Below are 18,152 nucleotides of genomic sequence, written 5' to 3'. Positions count from 1 at the left end.
CGCCATCTTACCGCTCCTCTCCCATCTTGACCGCCTGATGAACACGCAGTCTTCGAATTTGCCAGAACAGCAACCCGGCTCCCAGGGCCAGCATTACAAATACGACAACATATAGCTGGAACGTATCCTTGGAATCGAAGATGATCCTGAACGGCGGAACCTGGGTCGTTACGTTATCGGCAGTTTGCAGAAACGGCAAATACAGTTTGCCGACGACCTTGCCAATGGCTATTCCAAGCACAATAGACAAGCCCGCTGTCAATATTTGTTCGGCCAACAGCATAAACGTCAGCTGCTTGCGCGACAGCCCCATCGCCCGCAATATACCGAATTGAACGACTCGGCCTGACAAATTAAAGAACCAGTACAGCACATATCCAATCAAAGAGACGATGACCGATACGAGGAACCCAAGGCTAAGAATCCCGAAGACACCGCCGCGGGTAGGATGTTTGCTCTGAGTAGCCAATACGCTGCGCACATCCTCTACCGAGTACAGATCAATTTCTTTTTCCTTCAATTTCTCCATCAGTGGTGCAACCTTAGCCCCTTCCTCCATCTTAAGCCATACCTGATAAGGAATGAGCGGAAGCTGATCATTGATGTAGTCTAAATTTGCTATAATAAATGGCCTCTCGTCCGGATACTGGCTCGGCCAATAGGGAACAACACCATATACCGCCAAATCAATAGCGCCATCTGTTAAAGATACAGAGAAAATATCGCCCTGCTTCAATTTATGCTTCTCGGCAAAATTGGACGGAATGATCGCGGCGGCTTCATTCATTCCCAGCAAATTCAAATACTGATTGGGATGCGCAGGAAACAGGTCATTTCGGAACCAAGCGACCTCCGCAAAATCAACATTATCAATCCCCATCAGGGTACCCTGGCCAGCCGATCGGCCCGAGACGATAATATTCCCTTTCGTTTGCAGCACGCGTGCCGCGTGCTTCACGCCATCAAGCTCTCGGAAAGCTTGAAATGGCGGCTCCTCATTGTATACGATCTTCGCTGGGGGCGTATTGCCGCCTTGGCCACCGCCTCCACCGCCAGCGCCGCCGGCACCAGGATTTCCCCCCTGTTGTCCGCCGCCTTGGCCATTCCCCTGTCCTTGAGTCGGCGGCTTCGTCGTTTTCTCGGGCGTTCCTGTCCACACAGCCTGCATAATGACATCCGCTCCGTATTTATAAAGCGTTCGCTCCGTCGAGTTCACGTCGATCGTCCGGGCAGCAGAAGCATTGTAAACCCCTAGCCCTAGCGTCAATACGAGCAAAATCATCAACGGATAATACGATGTCGACGAACGCGATAACTGGGTCAAACTCAAATAATAAGGAACAGGCAGCCACTTCTTCCCAAGCCAGCCGATCAGCTTGAGCAGCCAAGGGAAGACGCGCAGGAAGAACAGACCCATAGAGAAAATGGCTATCGCAGGCACAAAGAATAGAAATGGCTGCACCTGCAGCTCATCCGTGGTCATTCCTGTCTGAAACGTGATCATTTGACGATCAAGGAACAAATAATAGCCATAGCCGGCTATGCCAAGCAGGGCGATATCCAAGAAATATCGCTGCCAGCCCGGTTTCCGGTCAGAGCGGGCCTGCTTTTGCTTGGCATTGACAATGGAAGATCGCGCATACGAAATGGCTGGAATCAACGTAGCCAATATCGCAATCACGACGGCCGCTCCGCCCAAGGCGATCGCATCCATATTAAAACCGACCGGAATCGATTTCCGATTGACAAAGGCAAGGAAGCCATCGGCTGCGCCAATGCTCTTCGACATAAACCATCCGAGCAGCGGTCCTATAATCATCGCCGCCAGCCCAAGCAACAGCCCCTCAAGCAGGTATATGAATACGATTTGTTTTGTAGAAGCCCCCCGGCTTCGCAGCACCGCAATATCGCTCTGCTGTTTGTCCAGCGATTGGCGCGCATTCATGACGATATAATAGAATACCATAGCAATCATCGGCGCGGCCAAAGTGAACAGCAGCGTTTGCATCTGCAGGCTTTGTTTGCGGAAATCATTCAGCAGGCTTCCGAAGGAGATATCCACCTTCGTATCCTTCAGCTTCTGGTACAGCTCCACGTTCAGACGATCCAGCGTGCTCTGAAGAGGCGACAGCTGACTCGTTTTGATCTCTCGAAGATCAAACGCATAGTACCATCCTGAGTTATGAAGCGGTACGGATAACTTTTGGAGCAATCCTTCATTAAATGCTTTCTCACTGACATAGAACTGATTCATCATACCTTCAAAGCCCTGATACCAATAAGCATCGCTCTCTTGCAGAGCCTGAAAAGTACCTACGATCTTCACTTTAAGGGTCAGATCCGCTTTACCAATCACTGGATATTCCATCACTGCGCCTACATGCAAATCTTGGCGGAACATCGCTTCTTCCAGCATCAGCGCCTCAATAACCCCGTCTTCCACCTTATCCGAGTATGCACTCCCATTCGTGATGGAAATATGATCCGTCAGGCCGCTCATAGAGACGATGGACATCGGTCTCTTGCGGCTGGCGTCCACCTTGGTCGGATCCTGCGGGTATACTTCGGACGTGCGTATCGAGCGTGTGTTGACGTAAGCTTGCTGCGGAAATCCAATCTCGTCGGGCACCTCTTCCATAATGTAAGAGTGCACGCTCTCCAGCCCGGCAAAATCCGTCTTCGCACCGCCCGCTGCCTGATAGCTCATCAATAGCGAACCTGCGGGCAAGCCTTTACTTTCTTCCTTTAAGGAGTTCGAGACAACCCGCTTTAACGCGCCGTCCGAATACATCGGAATACTCACCGTGAATGAGACAGCGACGACAAGTCCTAATAACGTACTAAGCGTCAGCCATTTCGTGTTCCACATTTTGCGGAACAGCAAGCGTATTAAAGGAACACCCATTAGCGACCCACTACTTTCTGCCCCGGCTCTAGTCCTTTAACAATCTGCACATCGGTTGAAGTTTGAATCCCTACTTCCACATCGGCCTCACGCTTTGTTCCATCCGGCTCAATCACCTGTACATACGTACGCGAACCGACGGTGCGCAGTGCTGAAATCGGAATCAACACCGCATCCTCAATGCGCTGGGTAACGATCCTCACGGTCAGCATCGTTCCTCGTCCCAACTCTTCAGGCCACTTCTCCAAATCAACGATCAAATATTTATCAATAGAATCTTTCTCGGGTGCGTTTCCGCTTTGGCCTCCCCCGTTGTTGCTGTTATTCCCTCCGCTATCGACAGCTGAAGGCATAACTTTAACCTTGCCGTTAAACTTGCCGAACGTGTTGATATCTACTTCCGCCTTCATCCCTACTGCGAGCTTCTCCAAATCCTCCTTGCTGAAGGTGGCTCCAACAACGAGCGCAGAAGTATCCGAAATCACGCCCAAAGACTCATAAGCCTTGATCGTTCCGCCCTTCTCTGCCTTCAGGGAGACGATAGTGCCCGCAAACGGCGCTCTCAAAGTACCGTCGGCAATTTGCTGTTCAAGATCCACCAGTTCCTGCCTAGCTTCCTCAAATACAATTGCGGATTCCTCGAACTCGTATTCCTCTTTCTCATCCTTCGTACGCAGCGCCTCTTTCATCGCTATTTCCTGCTTCCGGAAATCAAGGCGCTTCTTGCGAAGCTGCTTCTGTAAATCTTCAACGTCAAGCTCGATCAGAATATCGCCGGCAGCAACTTTATCCCCTGCCTTCACCCTGACGTTCTTAATATGAGTTGCACCCTTATCGTCGGAAAAATATAGCGGCTCCTCCCGCTGGCTAAGTATTTTTCCCGTAGCCTTCACATCTAGCTCGATCGGTTCCTTTCGCACCTCGTATTCCGGTTTCTTTGAAATCGTCGGCGGGGTAATGATCGGAAGATCCTCCTCTTCCTCTTCATTCGGCAGCAATCCGCAGCCGGATGCGCCAATGAGAACAATACATAAAGACACCAGACTTAAAGTCCGAATCCATGATTTCTTATTCAATAAATTTTCCATCCACCATTTCATAAACATGGTCTGCTACCTCCAAGATTGTAGGATCGTGAGTAGTCATACAAATCGTCACTTGTTCCGTATGTATGATATTTTTGAATACGGCCATTACCTGCGCGCCCATTTGGGAATCCAAATTCGCCGTAGGTTCATCGGCTAAAAGCAGCTTGGGACGATGCGCAATCGCTTTGGCAATCGCTACGCGCTGCTGCTCTCCCCCGGACATTTCGAACGGGCGGTGAAACATCCTTTTTCCAAGTCCAACCAGCTCGAGGCATTGCGTTACACGCTCCTTCCATTGGCTGGAAGGCACGCCCGCCATACGCAGCGACAGCTCTACATTCTCCCATGCCGACAATAGCGGCAGCAAGGCATAGGCCTGGAAGATAAACCCGATTTGGTCACGGCGCAGAATCGTACGCTTGTCATCGCTAAGTCGATGCAACGGCTGCCCCCGAAACAGTATTTCTCCTTTCGTAGGCTGATCCAGTCCGCCCAGCATGTTAAGCAGTGTCGTTTTCCCGGAGCCGGATCTTCCTTTTAGCATCACAAGCTGGCCGGATCGCACCTCCATGTTAATGCCCTTAAGCACATGAAGCTCAGTCCCGCCTACCGGAAACATCCGGTGAACCTCTCTTACAGACAAAATAGTCTCCGAAGAATCGACGGATTCTACGATGTTCCCGGTTTCCGCTGTCGACACATCTGTGGCGGCAACTTCTTCATGACCATATTCCGCATCGTCAAGCAGTTCAATAGGCTCTTCTTGCGGAGGTTCATTTGAGATAACGCTCACATTATCGGATTGTTCTGATTTTACAGTTTTGCGAAGCCATCGCATCATTGTCTATCGGTCTCCTATGCTTCCTAATTTTAACGCCTCTATGAATTCCATCACGTCTAGCATTATAAACGAAATCTCATGGCAAAAAGTTACAACATTTTTTACGATATTGAGATTTTATTTCCATTATTTATTCACTGAACTACAGACGTAAGTTTGTTAAGATGGCCTTGGCCCAAACTTTATCAAATAAAGGGGATAATTGTCATGAACCGCCGCATGAACACTAAAATAGTACTTCTATTAACTCTAACGCTATTTGTTTATATTAGTTGCAAGTTTCAACCGCCTATCCTAGCCATCAAGCAGGCGAATCCTTTCCAGGACATAGATGCCAGCTACGCCAAGGATGAGATTGTGGCTTTGTATAACGACAATATCATGACGGGAATCAAGCCGAATATATTTGCCCCGGCACAGTCGATCACCCGGGCGGAATTTCTTGCAACGCTGGTTCGCCTACTCCGTCTTAGTCCCGTACAAGCCAAAGTACCAGCTTACAGTGATGTTTCTTCATCCTTATGGTACTACGGGTACATACAAGCAGCCACCGAAATCGGGCTTGCCACCGGAACAGGCCCTGGAACGTTCAGCCCTAATCGGCCTTTGAGCCGCCAGGAGGCTGCAGCCTGGATCGTACGGGCATTCAAACAGCAGCCCGACCTCACTTCCACGCTGCCCGCATACCGGGATCAATCGGAAGTTGCATCCTGGGCGCTTCCTTATGTAAAATCAGTGACCAAGCTTCAATTTATGGTCGGACACGAGGGCTTTTTTCAACCCAAGCAGCCCTTATCCCGTCAAGAAGCGGCCTCCCTTCTCTATCGCGTACTGCATCATAAGCCGTGGAACGGAGAATTCGACGATCCTATCCCTCCCAAAATCCAGCTCGGCTGGCAATATGGACAGACGGCCGAGCAGTACGAGCAGAGCATACTGAAATCCAATGTTAACGTGATGTCGCCCCGATGGTTTTTCCTGGAAGGAAGCGGGCGGCTGCACGACTATACGGACATGACGCTACTGAAGTGGGCCAAGCAGCATAACAAAGTGGTATGGGCTATGCTAGGGAACAGTTTTGATATGGAAGCGACGCACAATCTCCTGTCCTCGCAGACCGAAACGGCAAACTTTACTCGCAGTCTCATCACGCTTGTACAAAGATATGGCCTGCAGGGGATCAACGTTGATTTTGAGAATATACACCCCGATGATCGTTCATACTTCACCCGCTTCATCAAACAGCTTAGCGAGCAAATGCATGAGGCAGGCGCAATTCTGTCGGTCAACGTGTCGCCTGAGCTTGGTACGGACTGGACAGCGGCCTTCGATTATGAGGCCATAGGGCAATATGCCGATTATGTCGTACTCATGGGATATGACGAGCATTGGTCAGGCAGTCCGTATGCTGGTTCTGTCGCCTCCTTGCCTTGGGTGCGCAGCGGTCTTGATACTTTGCGGCAGGATGTGCCTAATCATAAAATCATTCTAGGACTGCCCTTTTATAACCGCGATTGGAGGATCAAAGGAAATAGCACCTCAGTGGCTGCTATCGCCTCAACGGACATTACACTTCATGAACAATCCAATCTGATGCATAGCTTTAAATTTCGCCCTGTATGGAATGACAAGCTGTCTCAGTATATCGCCACCTATACCTCCTCTGGAGCGACCCAGCGAATATGGCTGGAGGATTCCCGCTCTCTATCGCTAAAATACCAGATGGCCCTAAAGCAAGGCATCGCTGGCTTTGCCTACTGGCATATCGGAGGCGAGACACCGGAGATTTGGACAAGTCTTAGTAATGCTGATCGTTATTTCTCGTACTCATTCTATTAAACTTATAAACTTGAAAAAAAGAACCATTTCCCTGACACACGGGAATGGTTCTTTTGCTTTGATTTATACTGCGAATGATGCCGGATCTTCGCGCCAGGATTTCAGCAGAGATAAATCATCCGGCTGTACGATCCCCTTCTCGGCCGCAACTTCGATAAGCGATCCATAATTGGCACAGCGTCTGCAGCGGAAATTCTGCCTCCCTGAACGCTTGCGTCGCCTTGTCCAGCTGGTAATACTTTATGTTGACCAGATTGATCACTGGAAACACATTCAAGGAAAATACGACATATATTTATTAATAAATGGTGTACTTACTCATCAAGGTAGTGGTGACTGGTCTGCTGAAGTTCCACAATATATTGCTTGGAGTATAAGATAAAAACAATTCGTAGAATTACTATAGATTAGACATTAGAATAACTGTAAAATGTTAGTGAAATGATCACTTAAATACATTTCACTACATTTTACAGTTTTTAATTTAGGAGAGATTATTCATGAAAGATCGTTTTTATTTAATCATTGCTTTATGTACTTTTATTACGGGTAGTTTTTTTAGTCTGCTGCTAAATTTCTTAACAGTAATTGTTTATGAGTCGCAGCCAAATAAATATTTATTTCCGTTCTTGGCACTACCGTTTTATTTAAGGTTATTAGAAATTGGTTATGTGGCTCTAATTATTATCTTTCTTGTTAAATATAATCGTTCAAAAAGTGAAAAATGATATGAGTTATATAGATATGATTTTACAAAAAACTTCGCAATAAAAGTCTATCTGCATATCCTGCTATATGTCAGAAGCATTCTTCGGGATTCCTCAATGTCCCGGTTATATCCCGGTTTCCCCCTGGGTTTCGAATAGTGAAACTACCCAACAGAAACACTTTTTGTGAAATCTCCACCCAAAAGACGACTGAGAGCTTTACATCGGACTATTAATAAATAGTGTGAAATTATAACTATAATTAGTACTAAAAATAATTAAAGAACGAAACATTTACGGAAACAAATGTTTCGTTCTTCGGGTTTTACTTTAATGACGCCGGGTTTTGCCGCCATGACTTTAATAGATCCAGGTCTTCCGGCTGAATGTCGCCGCGCTGTACGGCCACATCAATCAATACCGTATAGTTGGACAAGGTTTGCAGCGGGATACCAGCTTCAGCAAACGCCTGCGCCGCCTTGTCCAGCTGGTAGTTAAAGATAGCCAGCACAGCCAGCGGTTCTGCCCCGGCCTCGCGAACGGCCTGCGCCGCTTTGATCGAGCTGCCGCCGGTCGAGATCAGATCCTCGATGACGATCACCTTTTGCCCCGGCTTGATCAAGCCCTCGATCAGATTTTCCTTGCCGTGTCCCTTCGCTTTATCACGAACGTAAATCATCGGCAATCCGAGCTTCTGGGAGACGAAGGCCGCATGAGGAATTCCCGCGGTAGCCGTTCCCGCGATTACTTCAGCCTGCGGATAAGCACTGCGGATGATCGCGGCAAACGATTCTGCGATCAAGTCGCGAATTTCCGGATAGGACATCGTTAGACGATTGTCGCAATAGATCGGCGATTTGATTCCTGAGGTCCAAATAAACGGCTGGTGAGGACGCAGAGCGACCGCCTCGATATCCAACAATTTTCCTGCGACTTCTAGAGCAATTTGATTAGTATTTACCATGCTTCCTTCATCTCCTCAATAATAAGCTTAGCTGCGCGGCGTGGATCATTGGCCTGGGTAATCGGTCGTCCTACGACGATAAAGTCCGTTCCCTGACGGATCGCATCCCCTGGAGTAAGCGTGCGGAACTGATCTCCCGCAGCGCTGCCTGCCGGGCGAATACCTGGCGTTACCGTCTTGAAGCTCTCCCCGCAATGCTTCTTGATTGCCTGTACTTCCAGCGGAGAGGCCACAACTCCATGCAAGCCAGCCGTTTTGGCCAACGCCGCATAAGCGACAACAGCATCCTCCATCGTACCTGGAATGCCAATTTCTTGATTCAAGGTTTCCTGACTAGTACTTGTAAGCTGAGTTACAGCAATAATAGTAGGCATTGTAAGGGACGCGTCACTTTCGAGGGCTGCCTTCGCTCCTTCCAAAGCAGCGGCCATCATTTTCAGCCCCCCAGCAGCATGTACATTGAACATGTCTACGCCAAGCCGGGTCACGCTGTCGGCTCCACCCTTCACGGTATTCGGAATATCATGCATTTTCAAATCCAAGAACACCCGGTACCCACGCTTCTTCAGTTCCCGTACAAAATCAGGGCCTACTGTATAATACAACTGCATCCCCAGCTTCACGTAGCAAGGAATGCCTTCCAAATCAGTGATGAGCTTCCGCGCTTCCTCCGCTGTCGGGTAATCAAGCGCAACCATGAGATGCCCGGCAGCTTGTTCAAATGTACTCATAATTTTAACTTCTCCCCCCGTCATACTTGCGGCTCCGAAGCATGTAGCTTCCGGAGCCGCGTTAATTCCCTCATTATAGCTGATAAACCTTACAGAACAGGCATGGCTTGTGACGAGAAGTTGATCGTCTCAAGCATATTCAGCAGCGCGCGTACCGTATCAAGCGAAGTCATACATACGATGCCATTTTCGACCGCTTCCCGGCGAATGCGGAATCCGTCGCGCTCCGGCTCCTTGCCTTTGGTAAGTGTATTGATGACGAAATGAGCTTCTCCATTGCGGATCAAATCCAGTATATTCGGAGATCCTTCGCTTAATTTATTGACTATTGTCACATGGATATTAGCCGCTTGAAGAGCAGCTGCCGTACCGCCCGTCGCTAGAATCTTATAGCCCAGGTTCGAGAACCCGCGAAGGATTTCCACAGCCTCATCCTTATCTTTGTCCGCTACAGTAGCGATAATCGCCCCAGTCGTCGGAATTTTCATTCCCGCGCCTACGAGGCCTTTATATAGTGCCTTCGCATACTGCGGATCACGTCCCATAACCTCGCCCGTCGATTTCATTTCCGGGCCTAGTGTCGGCTCCACACGGCGTAATTTCGCGAAGGAGAAGACCGGAACCTTCACGGATACATAATCCGTTTCAGGCCATAGACCGTCTGAATATCCCAAATCCTTCAGCTTCGTGCCGAGAATGCATTGCGTAGCTAGGCTAGCCATTGGAATATTCGTCACCTTGCTCAAGAACGGAACCGTCCGTGAAGAACGTGGATTTACCTCGATAACATATACTTCATTATTGTAAATGACAAACTGAATGTTAACGAGTCCGACCGTCTTCAATTCTTTAGCAATTTTGATCGTAGTGTCTGCTATCTTGCTTTTCAACTCTGCGGATACATGCTGTGGCGGATATACTGCAATGGAGTCGCCGGAGTGTACCCCAGCTCTTTCCACATGCTCCATGATCCCCGGGATAAGCACCGTTTCGCCATCGCAGATCGCATCGACTTCGACCTCTTTGCCAAGCATATAGCGGTCGATGAGCACCGGATGCTGCGGATTGATGTTAACCGCTTCTTCCATATATTTCAGCAATTCTTGGTCGGAATATACTATTTCCATAGCGCGCCCGCCGAGCACGTAGGATGGGCGAACAAGAACAGGGTATCCTAGCGATTGCGCCGTACCCACGGCTTCATCCACAGAGGTTACTGTGCTGCCCTTTGGCTGGGCAATCTGCAGTCTAGACAACAGCGCCTCGAACTTCTTCCGATCCTCCGCCTCATCAATGCTCTCTAGGGAAGTTCCGATGATGCGTACGCCCGCTGCTTCCAGCGGTGCTGCAAGGTTGATCGCCGTTTGTCCTCCAAACTGGACAATGACGCCAACCGGCTTCTCCTCTTCGATCACGTTCATTACGTCCTCGAAGAAGAGCGGCTCGAAATAGAGTCGATCCGATGTGTTGAAGTCTGTCGATACCGTCTCCGGATTGTTGTTAATGATGACTGCTTCGTAGCCAGCCTTCTGAATCGCCCAGACGGCATGCACGGTAGAGTAGTCGAATTCAATCCCTTGGCCGATCCGAATCGGGCCGGAGCCGAGCACAAGGATTTTCTCCTTCTCGGTCTGCAAAACTTCATTCTCGGTCTCATAAGTCGAGTAATAATAAGGCGTGGATGCTTCGAACTCCGCGGCGCACGTATCTACCATTTTGTATACCGGCCGCAGATTATGCTCCTTGCGTAAGCCCGTAACGCTCTCTTCCGTTAGATGCGTTCCCCCAGGCTGCCCTGCTGCCCGCAGCTCGGCAATGGCGCGGTCTGTAAATCCCAAACGCTTTGCTTCATAGAGTGTGTCGTATGTTAATGTCGGCTCGGATGCAATCTGCTTCTCAAATTGTACAAGACGCTCGATTTTATCCAGGAACCACCAGTCAATTTGCGTTAAGTCTTGAATTTGCTGCAGCTTGTAGCCGCGGCGGAATGCTTCGGCGATCAGGAACAATCTTTCATCGTCCGCTTGAATGAGCCTTTGATCCAGCACCTCTTGGGTTAACTGATCAGCGCCTTTCAAATATAGGCGGTGGGTGCCGATTTCCAGGGAGCGAACGGCCTTGTGAATCGACTCCTCGAACGTTCGTCCAATGGCCATCACTTCACCCGTCGCTTTCATTTGCGTTCCCAGCTTGCGGTTCGCATGAATGAATTTATCGAATGGCCAGCGCGGAATTTTACTGACGATATAGTCAAGTGTTGGCTCAAAGCAAGCATAGGTTTGCCCTGTAACCGGGTTGACAATTTCGTCTAAGGTGTAGCCCAGCGCAATTTTTGCGGCCATCTTTGCAATCGGGTAGCCTGTCGCTTTGGATGCCAGCGCAGAAGAGCGGCTAACCCGGGGGTTCACTTCGATCACATAGTATTGGAAGCTTTGCGGGTCAAGCGCAAACTGTACGTTGCAGCCGCCCTCAATGTTCAAAGCACGGATAATTTTAAGCGATGCGGAGCGGAGCATTTGGTACTCGCGATCCGACAAGGTTTGGCTCGGAGCCACGACGATACTGTCCCCCGTGTGAACCCCGACAGCGTCAAAGTTCTCCATATTGCATACAACGATACAGCTGTCGTTCGCATCCCGCATCACTTCATACTCGATTTCCTTCATGCCGGCGATCGATTTCTCGATGAGGCATTGCCCGATCGGACTATAGCGAATACCGGAAGCAACGGTTTCTTTAAGCTCTTCCTCCGTTGCGCAAATCCCGCCGCCCGTGCCGCCAAGCGTATAAGCCGGACGGACGATAACCGGATAACCGATCTCTTCCGCGAACCGCAGCGCTTCCTCTACTGAAGTAATGATGGTGCTTTCCGGCACCGGCTGCTCCAGTTCGCGCATCAGCTCGCGGAACAAATCCCGATCCTCTGCCTTCTCGATCGATGTTAATTGCGTTCCTAGTAGCTTGACGTTCTCGCGCTCGAGTACACCAGCGCGAGCCAGTTCAACCGCCATGTTAAGGCCGGTCTGCCCCCCAAGGGTCGGCAGCAATCCATCCGGACGCTCCTGCCGAATGATTTGAGCTACGAAATCAAGTGTAATCGGTTCGATATACACCTTGTCCGCCATATTGGTATCCGTCATAATTGTAGCCGGGTTGCTGTTGATCAGGACGACTTCCACGCCCTCTTCCTTCAAGGCTTGGCATGCCTGGGTTCCAGCATAGTCGAATTCGGCTGCTTGACCGATCACGATAGGACCGGAGCCAATGACGAGAATCTTTTTGAGGTCTTTATTGATCGGCATATTAAAGCTCTCCCTTCGCAACGGCCATCATTTCAGCCTGACGTGATCTTTTTGGATTCTGCTGCTTATGTTCTTTGATCATTTCCAGGAACCGATCGAATAAATAATTGTTGTCTTGGGGACCTGGCGACGCTTCCGGGTGATATTGCACCGAGAAGGCCGGATGCTTCTTATGTCTAACGCCCTCGATCGTCTTATCATTATTGTTGATATGTGTAATTTCCAGCTCCGTCCCGGCAATCGAGGCTTCCGTCACCGCGTAACCATGGTTCTGGGATGTAATATAGCATCTTCCTGTTGCCAGTTCCTTGACCGGGTGGTTACCGCCGCGATGGCCGAACTTCAGCTTCTCCGTATCTGCCCCGCAGGCTAGGGACAGAAGCTGATGCCCTAGGCAAATTCCGAAGATCGGATATTCACCAAGCAGCTCAGAGATCATTTGCACGGCATGAGGCACGTCTTTCGGATCGCCGGGGCCGTTGGACAACTGAATGCCATCCGGGTTAAGCCGGCGAACCTCTTCAGCCGTCGTGTCATGCGGTACGATGACCACATCGCAGCCGCGCTGGTTCAACTGACGGAGAATTCCGTTCTTTGCTCCGAAGTCGACGAGCACGATCCGCTCCTTCGCTCCCGGATTATGATATAAGAACGACGTAGAGGTGCTTGCTACCTGATTATGCAGCTCCTCAACGCTGACAGAAGCCATCATGGCTTGCAGCTCTTCTACCGATTTTACAGAAGAAGTCGTAATGATGCCCTTCATCGTGCCATTTTGCCGGATTTTTCTCGTTAACATCCGAGTATCGATATCTGAAATTCCAGGAATGTCGTGCTCCTTAAGCAAATCTCCCAGACTATACTGAGCGCGCCAATTACTTGGGATTGGCTCGTAGCGGCGTACAACCAGTCCATGTATTGATGGAACGAGCGCTTCAAAATCATCTCTGGAAATGCCATAATTGCCGATGAGCGGATAAGTCATCGTCACGATTTGTCCGTAGTAGGATGGATCGGATACGACTTCCTGGTAACCTGTAACTCCTGTGTTAAAAACGACCTCACCCGTCAATTCGCCCTCTGCGCCGAATGATTTTCCGGTAAACAGCGTGCCGTCCTCCAATAACAATCTTGCCTGCATTTCCCCGCACTCCTTTATGCTCGACTTTTGTATCTATAAAATGATTTCATTATAATATTTGCCGTTCACTATAATTACTGATCTTGCCAAACGACTTTACCGCTCACGATTGTCATCACCGGCCAACCTTTAAGCTTCCACCCGCCAAAAGGAGTGTTGCGTCCCTTCGAAGCAAATGCGCTTGGATCGACCTCCTGCTCCTTATCGAGATCCAGGAGCGTTAGATCTGCAGGAGCTCCGGGCTCCAATTTACCAGCCGACAGTCCGAATACCCGAGCCGGGTCTTTCGTCATGCGTTGAACGAGCAGGGACAAATCCCAGCGTCCGGTCAGGACAAACTTGGTATAAAGGAGCGGGAAGGCCGTCTCAAATCCGACGATTCCAAACGGTGCAAGCTGCATCCCCTTGGCTTTCTCCTCTTCACTATGCGGCGCGTGATCCGTAACAATCATGTCGATCGTGCCGTCCTCCAGGGCCTGAATGCAAGCCTCTACATCCCGCTCGGAACGAAGCGGCGGGTTCATTTTCCAATTGGCGTCAAGGCCGGGTATATCCGTCTCGGCCAGCAGCAGGTGATGCGGGCATACCTCAGCTGTCACCCGGATACCGATTTCCTTCGCTTGTCTGATCAGTCGAATCGATTGCTCCGTGCTCACATGGCATACATGGTAATGTACCCCTGTAGCTTCCGCGAGAAGAATATCCCGGCCGACGTGGATCGCTTCCGACTCGTTCGGAATGCCTTTCAAGCCGTGACGCTTAGCGAATTCTCCTTCATTGACCGGAGCGCCCTCGACGAGCGAATTGTCCTCGCAATGAGCAATAATCGGCATGCCGAGCGACTGGGCAAGCGCCATAGCGTCTTTCATCATTTGTGCGCTTTGCACGCCGACGCCGTCATCGGTAAAGCCGATAGCGCCCGCTGCCTTCAATGCTGCGAAATCCGTCAGTTCACGTCCAAGCTCGCTCTTCGTAATCGCTGCGTAAGGCAGAACGTTCACGAGTCCCGCCGCTTCGGCTTTGCTCTTCACGAGCTCGATCGTCTCCGGCGTATCGATGACCGGGCGCGTATTTGGCATGCAGGCGATCGTCGTAAAGCCGCCCTTGGCCGCCGATCTTGAACCTGTCTCGATCGTCTCTTTATGCTCATATCCCGGCTCGCGCAAATGAACATGCATATCGATAAAGCCAGGAGTTACCAGCTTACCTTCGGCATCGATGATCTTATCCGCACTCGCTTTCCCTTGGCTTTCTGCATCTACAAGCTCTGCAATAATTCCGTCCCGGATATAGATATCCTTCAATTGCAGCTGACCATTCCCGTCCAATACATTGGCATTTGTTATTTTGAGTAGCATAGCTTACCTCCGCTTATTGAGTTGCTGTATTCTAGCCATCCGTTCAATATAACCAGTATCTTCAGGCATCCCGCATCCAAGCCGGATGCTTCAATATGTTCGTGCTAGTGTCTCATCGCTCGTTCCATAACCGCCATCCGAATCGGCACTCCGTTCTCCATTTGCTTGAAGATTCGGGATTGGTGATGTTCCACCACACTGTCGTCGATCTCCACGTTCCGATTCACCGGCGCAGGGTGCATGATAATGACGTGCGGGGATAGCTTCCCTGCCCGCTCCTCCGTCATTCCGTAATTCAGTCTGTACTCATCAGCTGAGCTCATGATTCCTTCTCCCGCATGACGTTCCAGTTGTACTCGGAGCATCATGACTACGTCGCTGCACATGGCCTCGTCAATCGATACGTATGGGGCATGGCGCTCCAGCTCCGGCGCTCTCATGCTCTCTGGTGCGCAGAACTTCACTTGCGCTCCTAATTTCTGCAAAGCCCACAAGTTCGAGCGAGCTACCCGGCTGTGCTTGATATCGCCGATAATCGACACCTTCAGGCCCTTTAGTTCACCGAAGTGCTTCTTCATTGTGTACAGATCCAGCAGCGCCTGCGTGGGATGCTCGTTATTGCCGTCGCCGGCATTGATAAGCGGAATCGATACTTTCTCCGCGAGCTCCGCGAGTACGCCAATCGGCTTAAGGCGAATGACTCCGGCATCGATACCCATCGATTCCAAGGTGCGAACCGTGTCATAGATGGATTCCCCCTTCTCTACGCTTGAGGAGGCGGCAGTGAAGTTAAGAACTTCTGCACCTAACCGTTTCTCTGCCATTTCGAAGGAAAAGCGCGTGCGTGTGCTATTTTCAAAAAACATATTGGAGATAAAGCGGTCTTTCAAAACCGGAGTAACCTTCTCCTTTTGACCTTCCCAGTAAGCGGCACGATAGAGAATCCAGTTAATCTCTGCACTGCTCAAATGCTTCAACCCAAGCAAGCTGCGTTCTTTCAATGCGGAAGCTGTCATCGCCATATCAGTTCTCCTCTCGATGGTGCATAATCCGAACCACGTCGCTGCCGTCGATTTCCTGCAGAAGCACCTCAATCTCTTCGGATTTGGAGGTTGGAACATTCTTGCCAATATAATCCGGGCGGATCGGAAGCTCCCGATGCCCTCTGTCCGCAAGTACCGCAAGCTGAATGCTCTCCGGGCGTCCGCAATCCATAATCGCGTCCATTGCCGCGCGGATCGTGCGTCCCGTGTAAAGTACATCATCGAACAAAATGACTTTCTTGCCATGAACCGGCAGCTTGAAGGATTGTTCGTTTGCTGCTCCCGCTGTCTTGTTCCGATCATCGCGGTAGAAGGTCACGTCAAGCTCTCCCCATGGGATGCTCGCCCCTTCAATTTCTTCCAGACGCTCGGCAAGCCGCTTCGCTAGAAAAACACCCCGAGTTTTGATCCCTGCAAGTACACAACCCTCAATTCCTTTGTTTCGCTCCAATATTTCGTGCGCAATTCTTGTAAGTGCCCGCCGAATCGCAGTCTCATCCATAATGACATGTGTATCGATGCTCATCATTTTTAGCCTCCTAAGGACGAATTGTTCACCTGGTTCCGTGATAGCGCACAAAAAAACTCCTTGCCTGATTCAGACAAGGAGTCGTTAGCCACAGTAAATGACCATGACTATCATGCGGGTATTATGCCAGAAACCGCCGCACAAAAAAGCGCAGGTCTCCCCACAACCCATTCACGTTACCTTGCCAGCCTCACGGGACTGATTTAAAGGTGCTATTGATTTAAGAGAATTATGACAGAAAGCACCTTAACTTGTCAAGAAGGCAACCGAGAAAAAATCTGGAGGAAATTCTAGAACGGGAGAATGGATCTGATCTTTATCCTGCCAAGCCCAACGCCAAACAAATATTAATAATTATACATACTAACTAATAATTATACAATCACTTTTAACTAGGGCATGTTAATGCTCAAAAGCGACATTTCCGAGACGGCGCTTGAGCTCCGCAATGACTTCCTTCTCTTCCTCAATTCCCTTAGCGATAAATGTAACCGAGAATCGCACATATGAACCAGCCTCATCCCACGGCACTGTAGATATTAATTTGCGCCTAATTAAATATTGGGAGAAATCTTCCGCTGTTCTGAACGTTTCACCGCCTTTTATTCCTTTAGGCGCCTTCACATATAGAAAAAAGGAACCCTGCGGCTTTCGAGCCTGGAACCCGATTTCGTTCAGCGCGTTGACGAGCAGCTCATGCCGCCTTGAATATTTAGCGGCTATGGCCTTCGTAAGTTCCGGATGGACAAGCGCATAAGCGGCTGCCTTCTGAATCGCGATAAATTGACCTGAATCGCAATTATCCTTTACATCGCTGAACGCTTTAACAATCAATGGATTTCCGGCGACAAAGCCAATGCGCCAGCCTGTCATATTGTAAGACTTGGATAGAGAGTGAAGCTCGACACCGACCTCTTTGGCACCAGAAACAGACAAGAAGCTTAACGGCTTAAATCCGTCAAACGTCAGAGCCGCATAAGGGGCATCATGGACGACAATGACTTTATTTTTACGGGCCCATTCAACAACTTTAGCAAAAAACTCATAAGTCGCGCTCGCTCCAGTCGGATTGTTCGGGTAATTCAGGTATAACAGCTTGGCCTTTCGTGCAATGTCCTCCGGAATCGTCTCCAGATCAGGCAAAAAAGCATTCTCTTCCGTTAGCGGCAGGTTATATACTTCCCCGCCCAAATATTTGGTATGGGTTCCCAATACCGGATATCCCGGAATCGTCAATATGGCCAAATCCCCGGGATTAATGAAACAGTATGGAAGCATGGCCAATGCCGGCTTGGAGCCGATCGAGTGAACGATTTCCGATGTCGGGTCAATGCCTTGAACGCCGAAGACGTCCCGCAAATATAAAGCCGCAGCCTGCTTGAATTCAACTATTCCATTGTCGGCATAACCTCTGTTTTCCGGCTTTGCCGCCTCCTCTGACAGCTTGCTTACTATCGCCGGATCTGCCATTTCATCGGGTTCTCCCACCCCCATGTCGATCAGTTCGATATCGGGGAATTCCATGCTTGCAGCAGCTTTGGCACGTTTGATTTTCTCGAACTTGTAAATGGCCGTATCCTTGCCGTAATCAGCTCCGCCGATCCGTTCGGCTAGCTTCTGCATGATATAGGCTTCTTTATAAGGATCTTGGTTCATTGTTGTTGCTGTCATGTATTCCATCTCCTTCACACAGTCTACTGTTAT

Annotated in this window: 13 protein-coding genes; 2 read left to right on the top strand and 11 right to left on the bottom strand. The window is 49.7% G+C overall.

The window, feature by feature from the left end:
• Nucleotides 1-7: 7 nt before the first annotated feature.
• From CZ379_RS14135 to CZ379_RS14125, 3 genes are read right to left on the bottom strand one after another with little or no spacing between them, the layout of a single operon-like run.
• Nucleotides 8-2,905: an ABC transporter permease gene (locus CZ379_RS14135; protein ID WP_110932200.1), complete on the bottom strand. Its 2,898-nt coding sequence runs from the start codon at nt 2,903-2,905 to the stop codon at nt 8-10.
• Nucleotides 2,905-4,011, bottom strand: coding sequence for an efflux RND transporter periplasmic adaptor subunit (locus tag CZ379_RS14130; RefSeq protein WP_110932199.1), 1,107 nt, complete (start codon nt 4,009-4,011; stop codon nt 2,905-2,907). Before CZ379_RS14130 ends, CZ379_RS14135 begins: the two co-directional genes overlap by 1 nt.
• Nucleotides 3,974-4,834, bottom strand: coding sequence for an ABC transporter ATP-binding protein (locus CZ379_RS14125; RefSeq protein ID WP_110932198.1), 861 nt, complete (start codon nt 4,832-4,834; stop codon nt 3,974-3,976). Before CZ379_RS14125 ends, CZ379_RS14130 begins: the two co-directional genes overlap by 38 nt.
• A gap of 207 nt (nt 4,835-5,041) precedes the next feature.
• On the opposite strand from CZ379_RS14125, the gene CZ379_RS14120 reads away from it, so the two are divergent.
• Nucleotides 5,042-6,673, top strand: a complete 1,632-nt coding sequence (locus CZ379_RS14120; protein WP_110932197.1) for a glycosyl hydrolase family 18 protein — start codon at nt 5,042-5,044, stop codon at nt 6,671-6,673.
• 500 nt (nt 6,674-7,173) lie between these two features.
• Entirely contained in the window at nt 7,174-7,401 is a 228-nt protein-coding gene (locus tag CZ379_RS14115) for a hypothetical protein (RefSeq protein ID WP_110932196.1), read from the top strand.
• Nucleotides 7,402-7,705: 304 nt separating this feature from the next.
• Here CZ379_RS14115 and pyrE read toward each other — a convergent pair whose 3' ends face one another.
• From pyrE to CZ379_RS14075, 8 genes are all read right to left on the bottom strand, one after another.
• Complete coding sequence (gene pyrE, locus CZ379_RS14110) at nt 7,706-8,344, bottom strand: orotate phosphoribosyltransferase (protein ID WP_110932195.1); 639 nt, start codon at nt 8,342-8,344, stop codon at nt 7,706-7,708.
• The gene (gene pyrF / locus CZ379_RS14105) at nt 8,338-9,075 is read right to left on the bottom strand and encodes an orotidine-5'-phosphate decarboxylase (RefSeq protein WP_199925609.1); all 738 of its coding nucleotides are present in this window, start codon (nt 9,073-9,075) and stop codon (nt 8,338-8,340) included. Before pyrF ends, pyrE begins: the two co-directional genes overlap by 7 nt.
• 89 nt (nt 9,076-9,164) lie before the next feature.
• Nucleotides 9,165-12,377: a carbamoyl-phosphate synthase large subunit gene (gene carB / locus CZ379_RS14100; RefSeq protein WP_110932194.1), complete on the bottom strand. Its 3,213-nt coding sequence runs from the start codon at nt 12,375-12,377 to the stop codon at nt 9,165-9,167.
• Nucleotide 12,378: 1 nt separating this feature from the next.
• Entirely contained in the window at nt 12,379-13,518 is a 1,140-nt protein-coding gene (gene carA, locus CZ379_RS14095) for a glutamine-hydrolyzing carbamoyl-phosphate synthase small subunit (protein WP_110932193.1), read from the bottom strand.
• 74 nt (nt 13,519-13,592) lie between these two features.
• On the bottom strand, nt 13,593-14,876 hold the full coding sequence (locus tag CZ379_RS14090; protein WP_110932192.1) for a dihydroorotase: 1,284 nt from the start codon (nt 14,874-14,876) through the stop codon (nt 13,593-13,595).
• A gap of 104 nt (nt 14,877-14,980) precedes the next feature.
• Nucleotides 14,981-15,898 carry an aspartate carbamoyltransferase catalytic subunit gene (locus tag CZ379_RS14085; protein WP_110932191.1) on the bottom strand — a complete coding sequence of 306 codons (918 nt, stop codon included), beginning with the start codon at nt 15,896-15,898 and terminating at the stop codon, nt 14,981-14,983.
• Between the two features lies 1 nt (nt 15,899).
• Nucleotides 15,900-16,445, bottom strand: a complete 546-nt coding sequence (gene pyrR / locus CZ379_RS14080; protein WP_110934385.1) for a bifunctional pyr operon transcriptional regulator/uracil phosphoribosyltransferase PyrR — start codon at nt 16,443-16,445, stop codon at nt 15,900-15,902.
• A 405-nt stretch (nt 16,446-16,850) separates the two neighbouring features.
• Nucleotides 16,851-18,104: an LL-diaminopimelate aminotransferase gene (locus CZ379_RS14075; protein WP_110934384.1), complete on the bottom strand. Its 1,254-nt coding sequence runs from the start codon at nt 18,102-18,104 to the stop codon at nt 16,851-16,853.
• Nucleotides 18,105-18,152 lie beyond the last annotated feature (48 nt).

It is taken from the genome of Paenibacillus bouchesdurhonensis, from assembly GCF_900155685.1.
Taxonomy (GTDB): Bacteria; Bacillota; Bacilli; order Paenibacillales; family Paenibacillaceae; genus Fontibacillus; species Fontibacillus bouchesdurhonensis.
The sequence above is the reverse complement of the archived record's forward strand: the minus strand, read 5'-3'. Positions and strand labels throughout refer to the sequence as shown.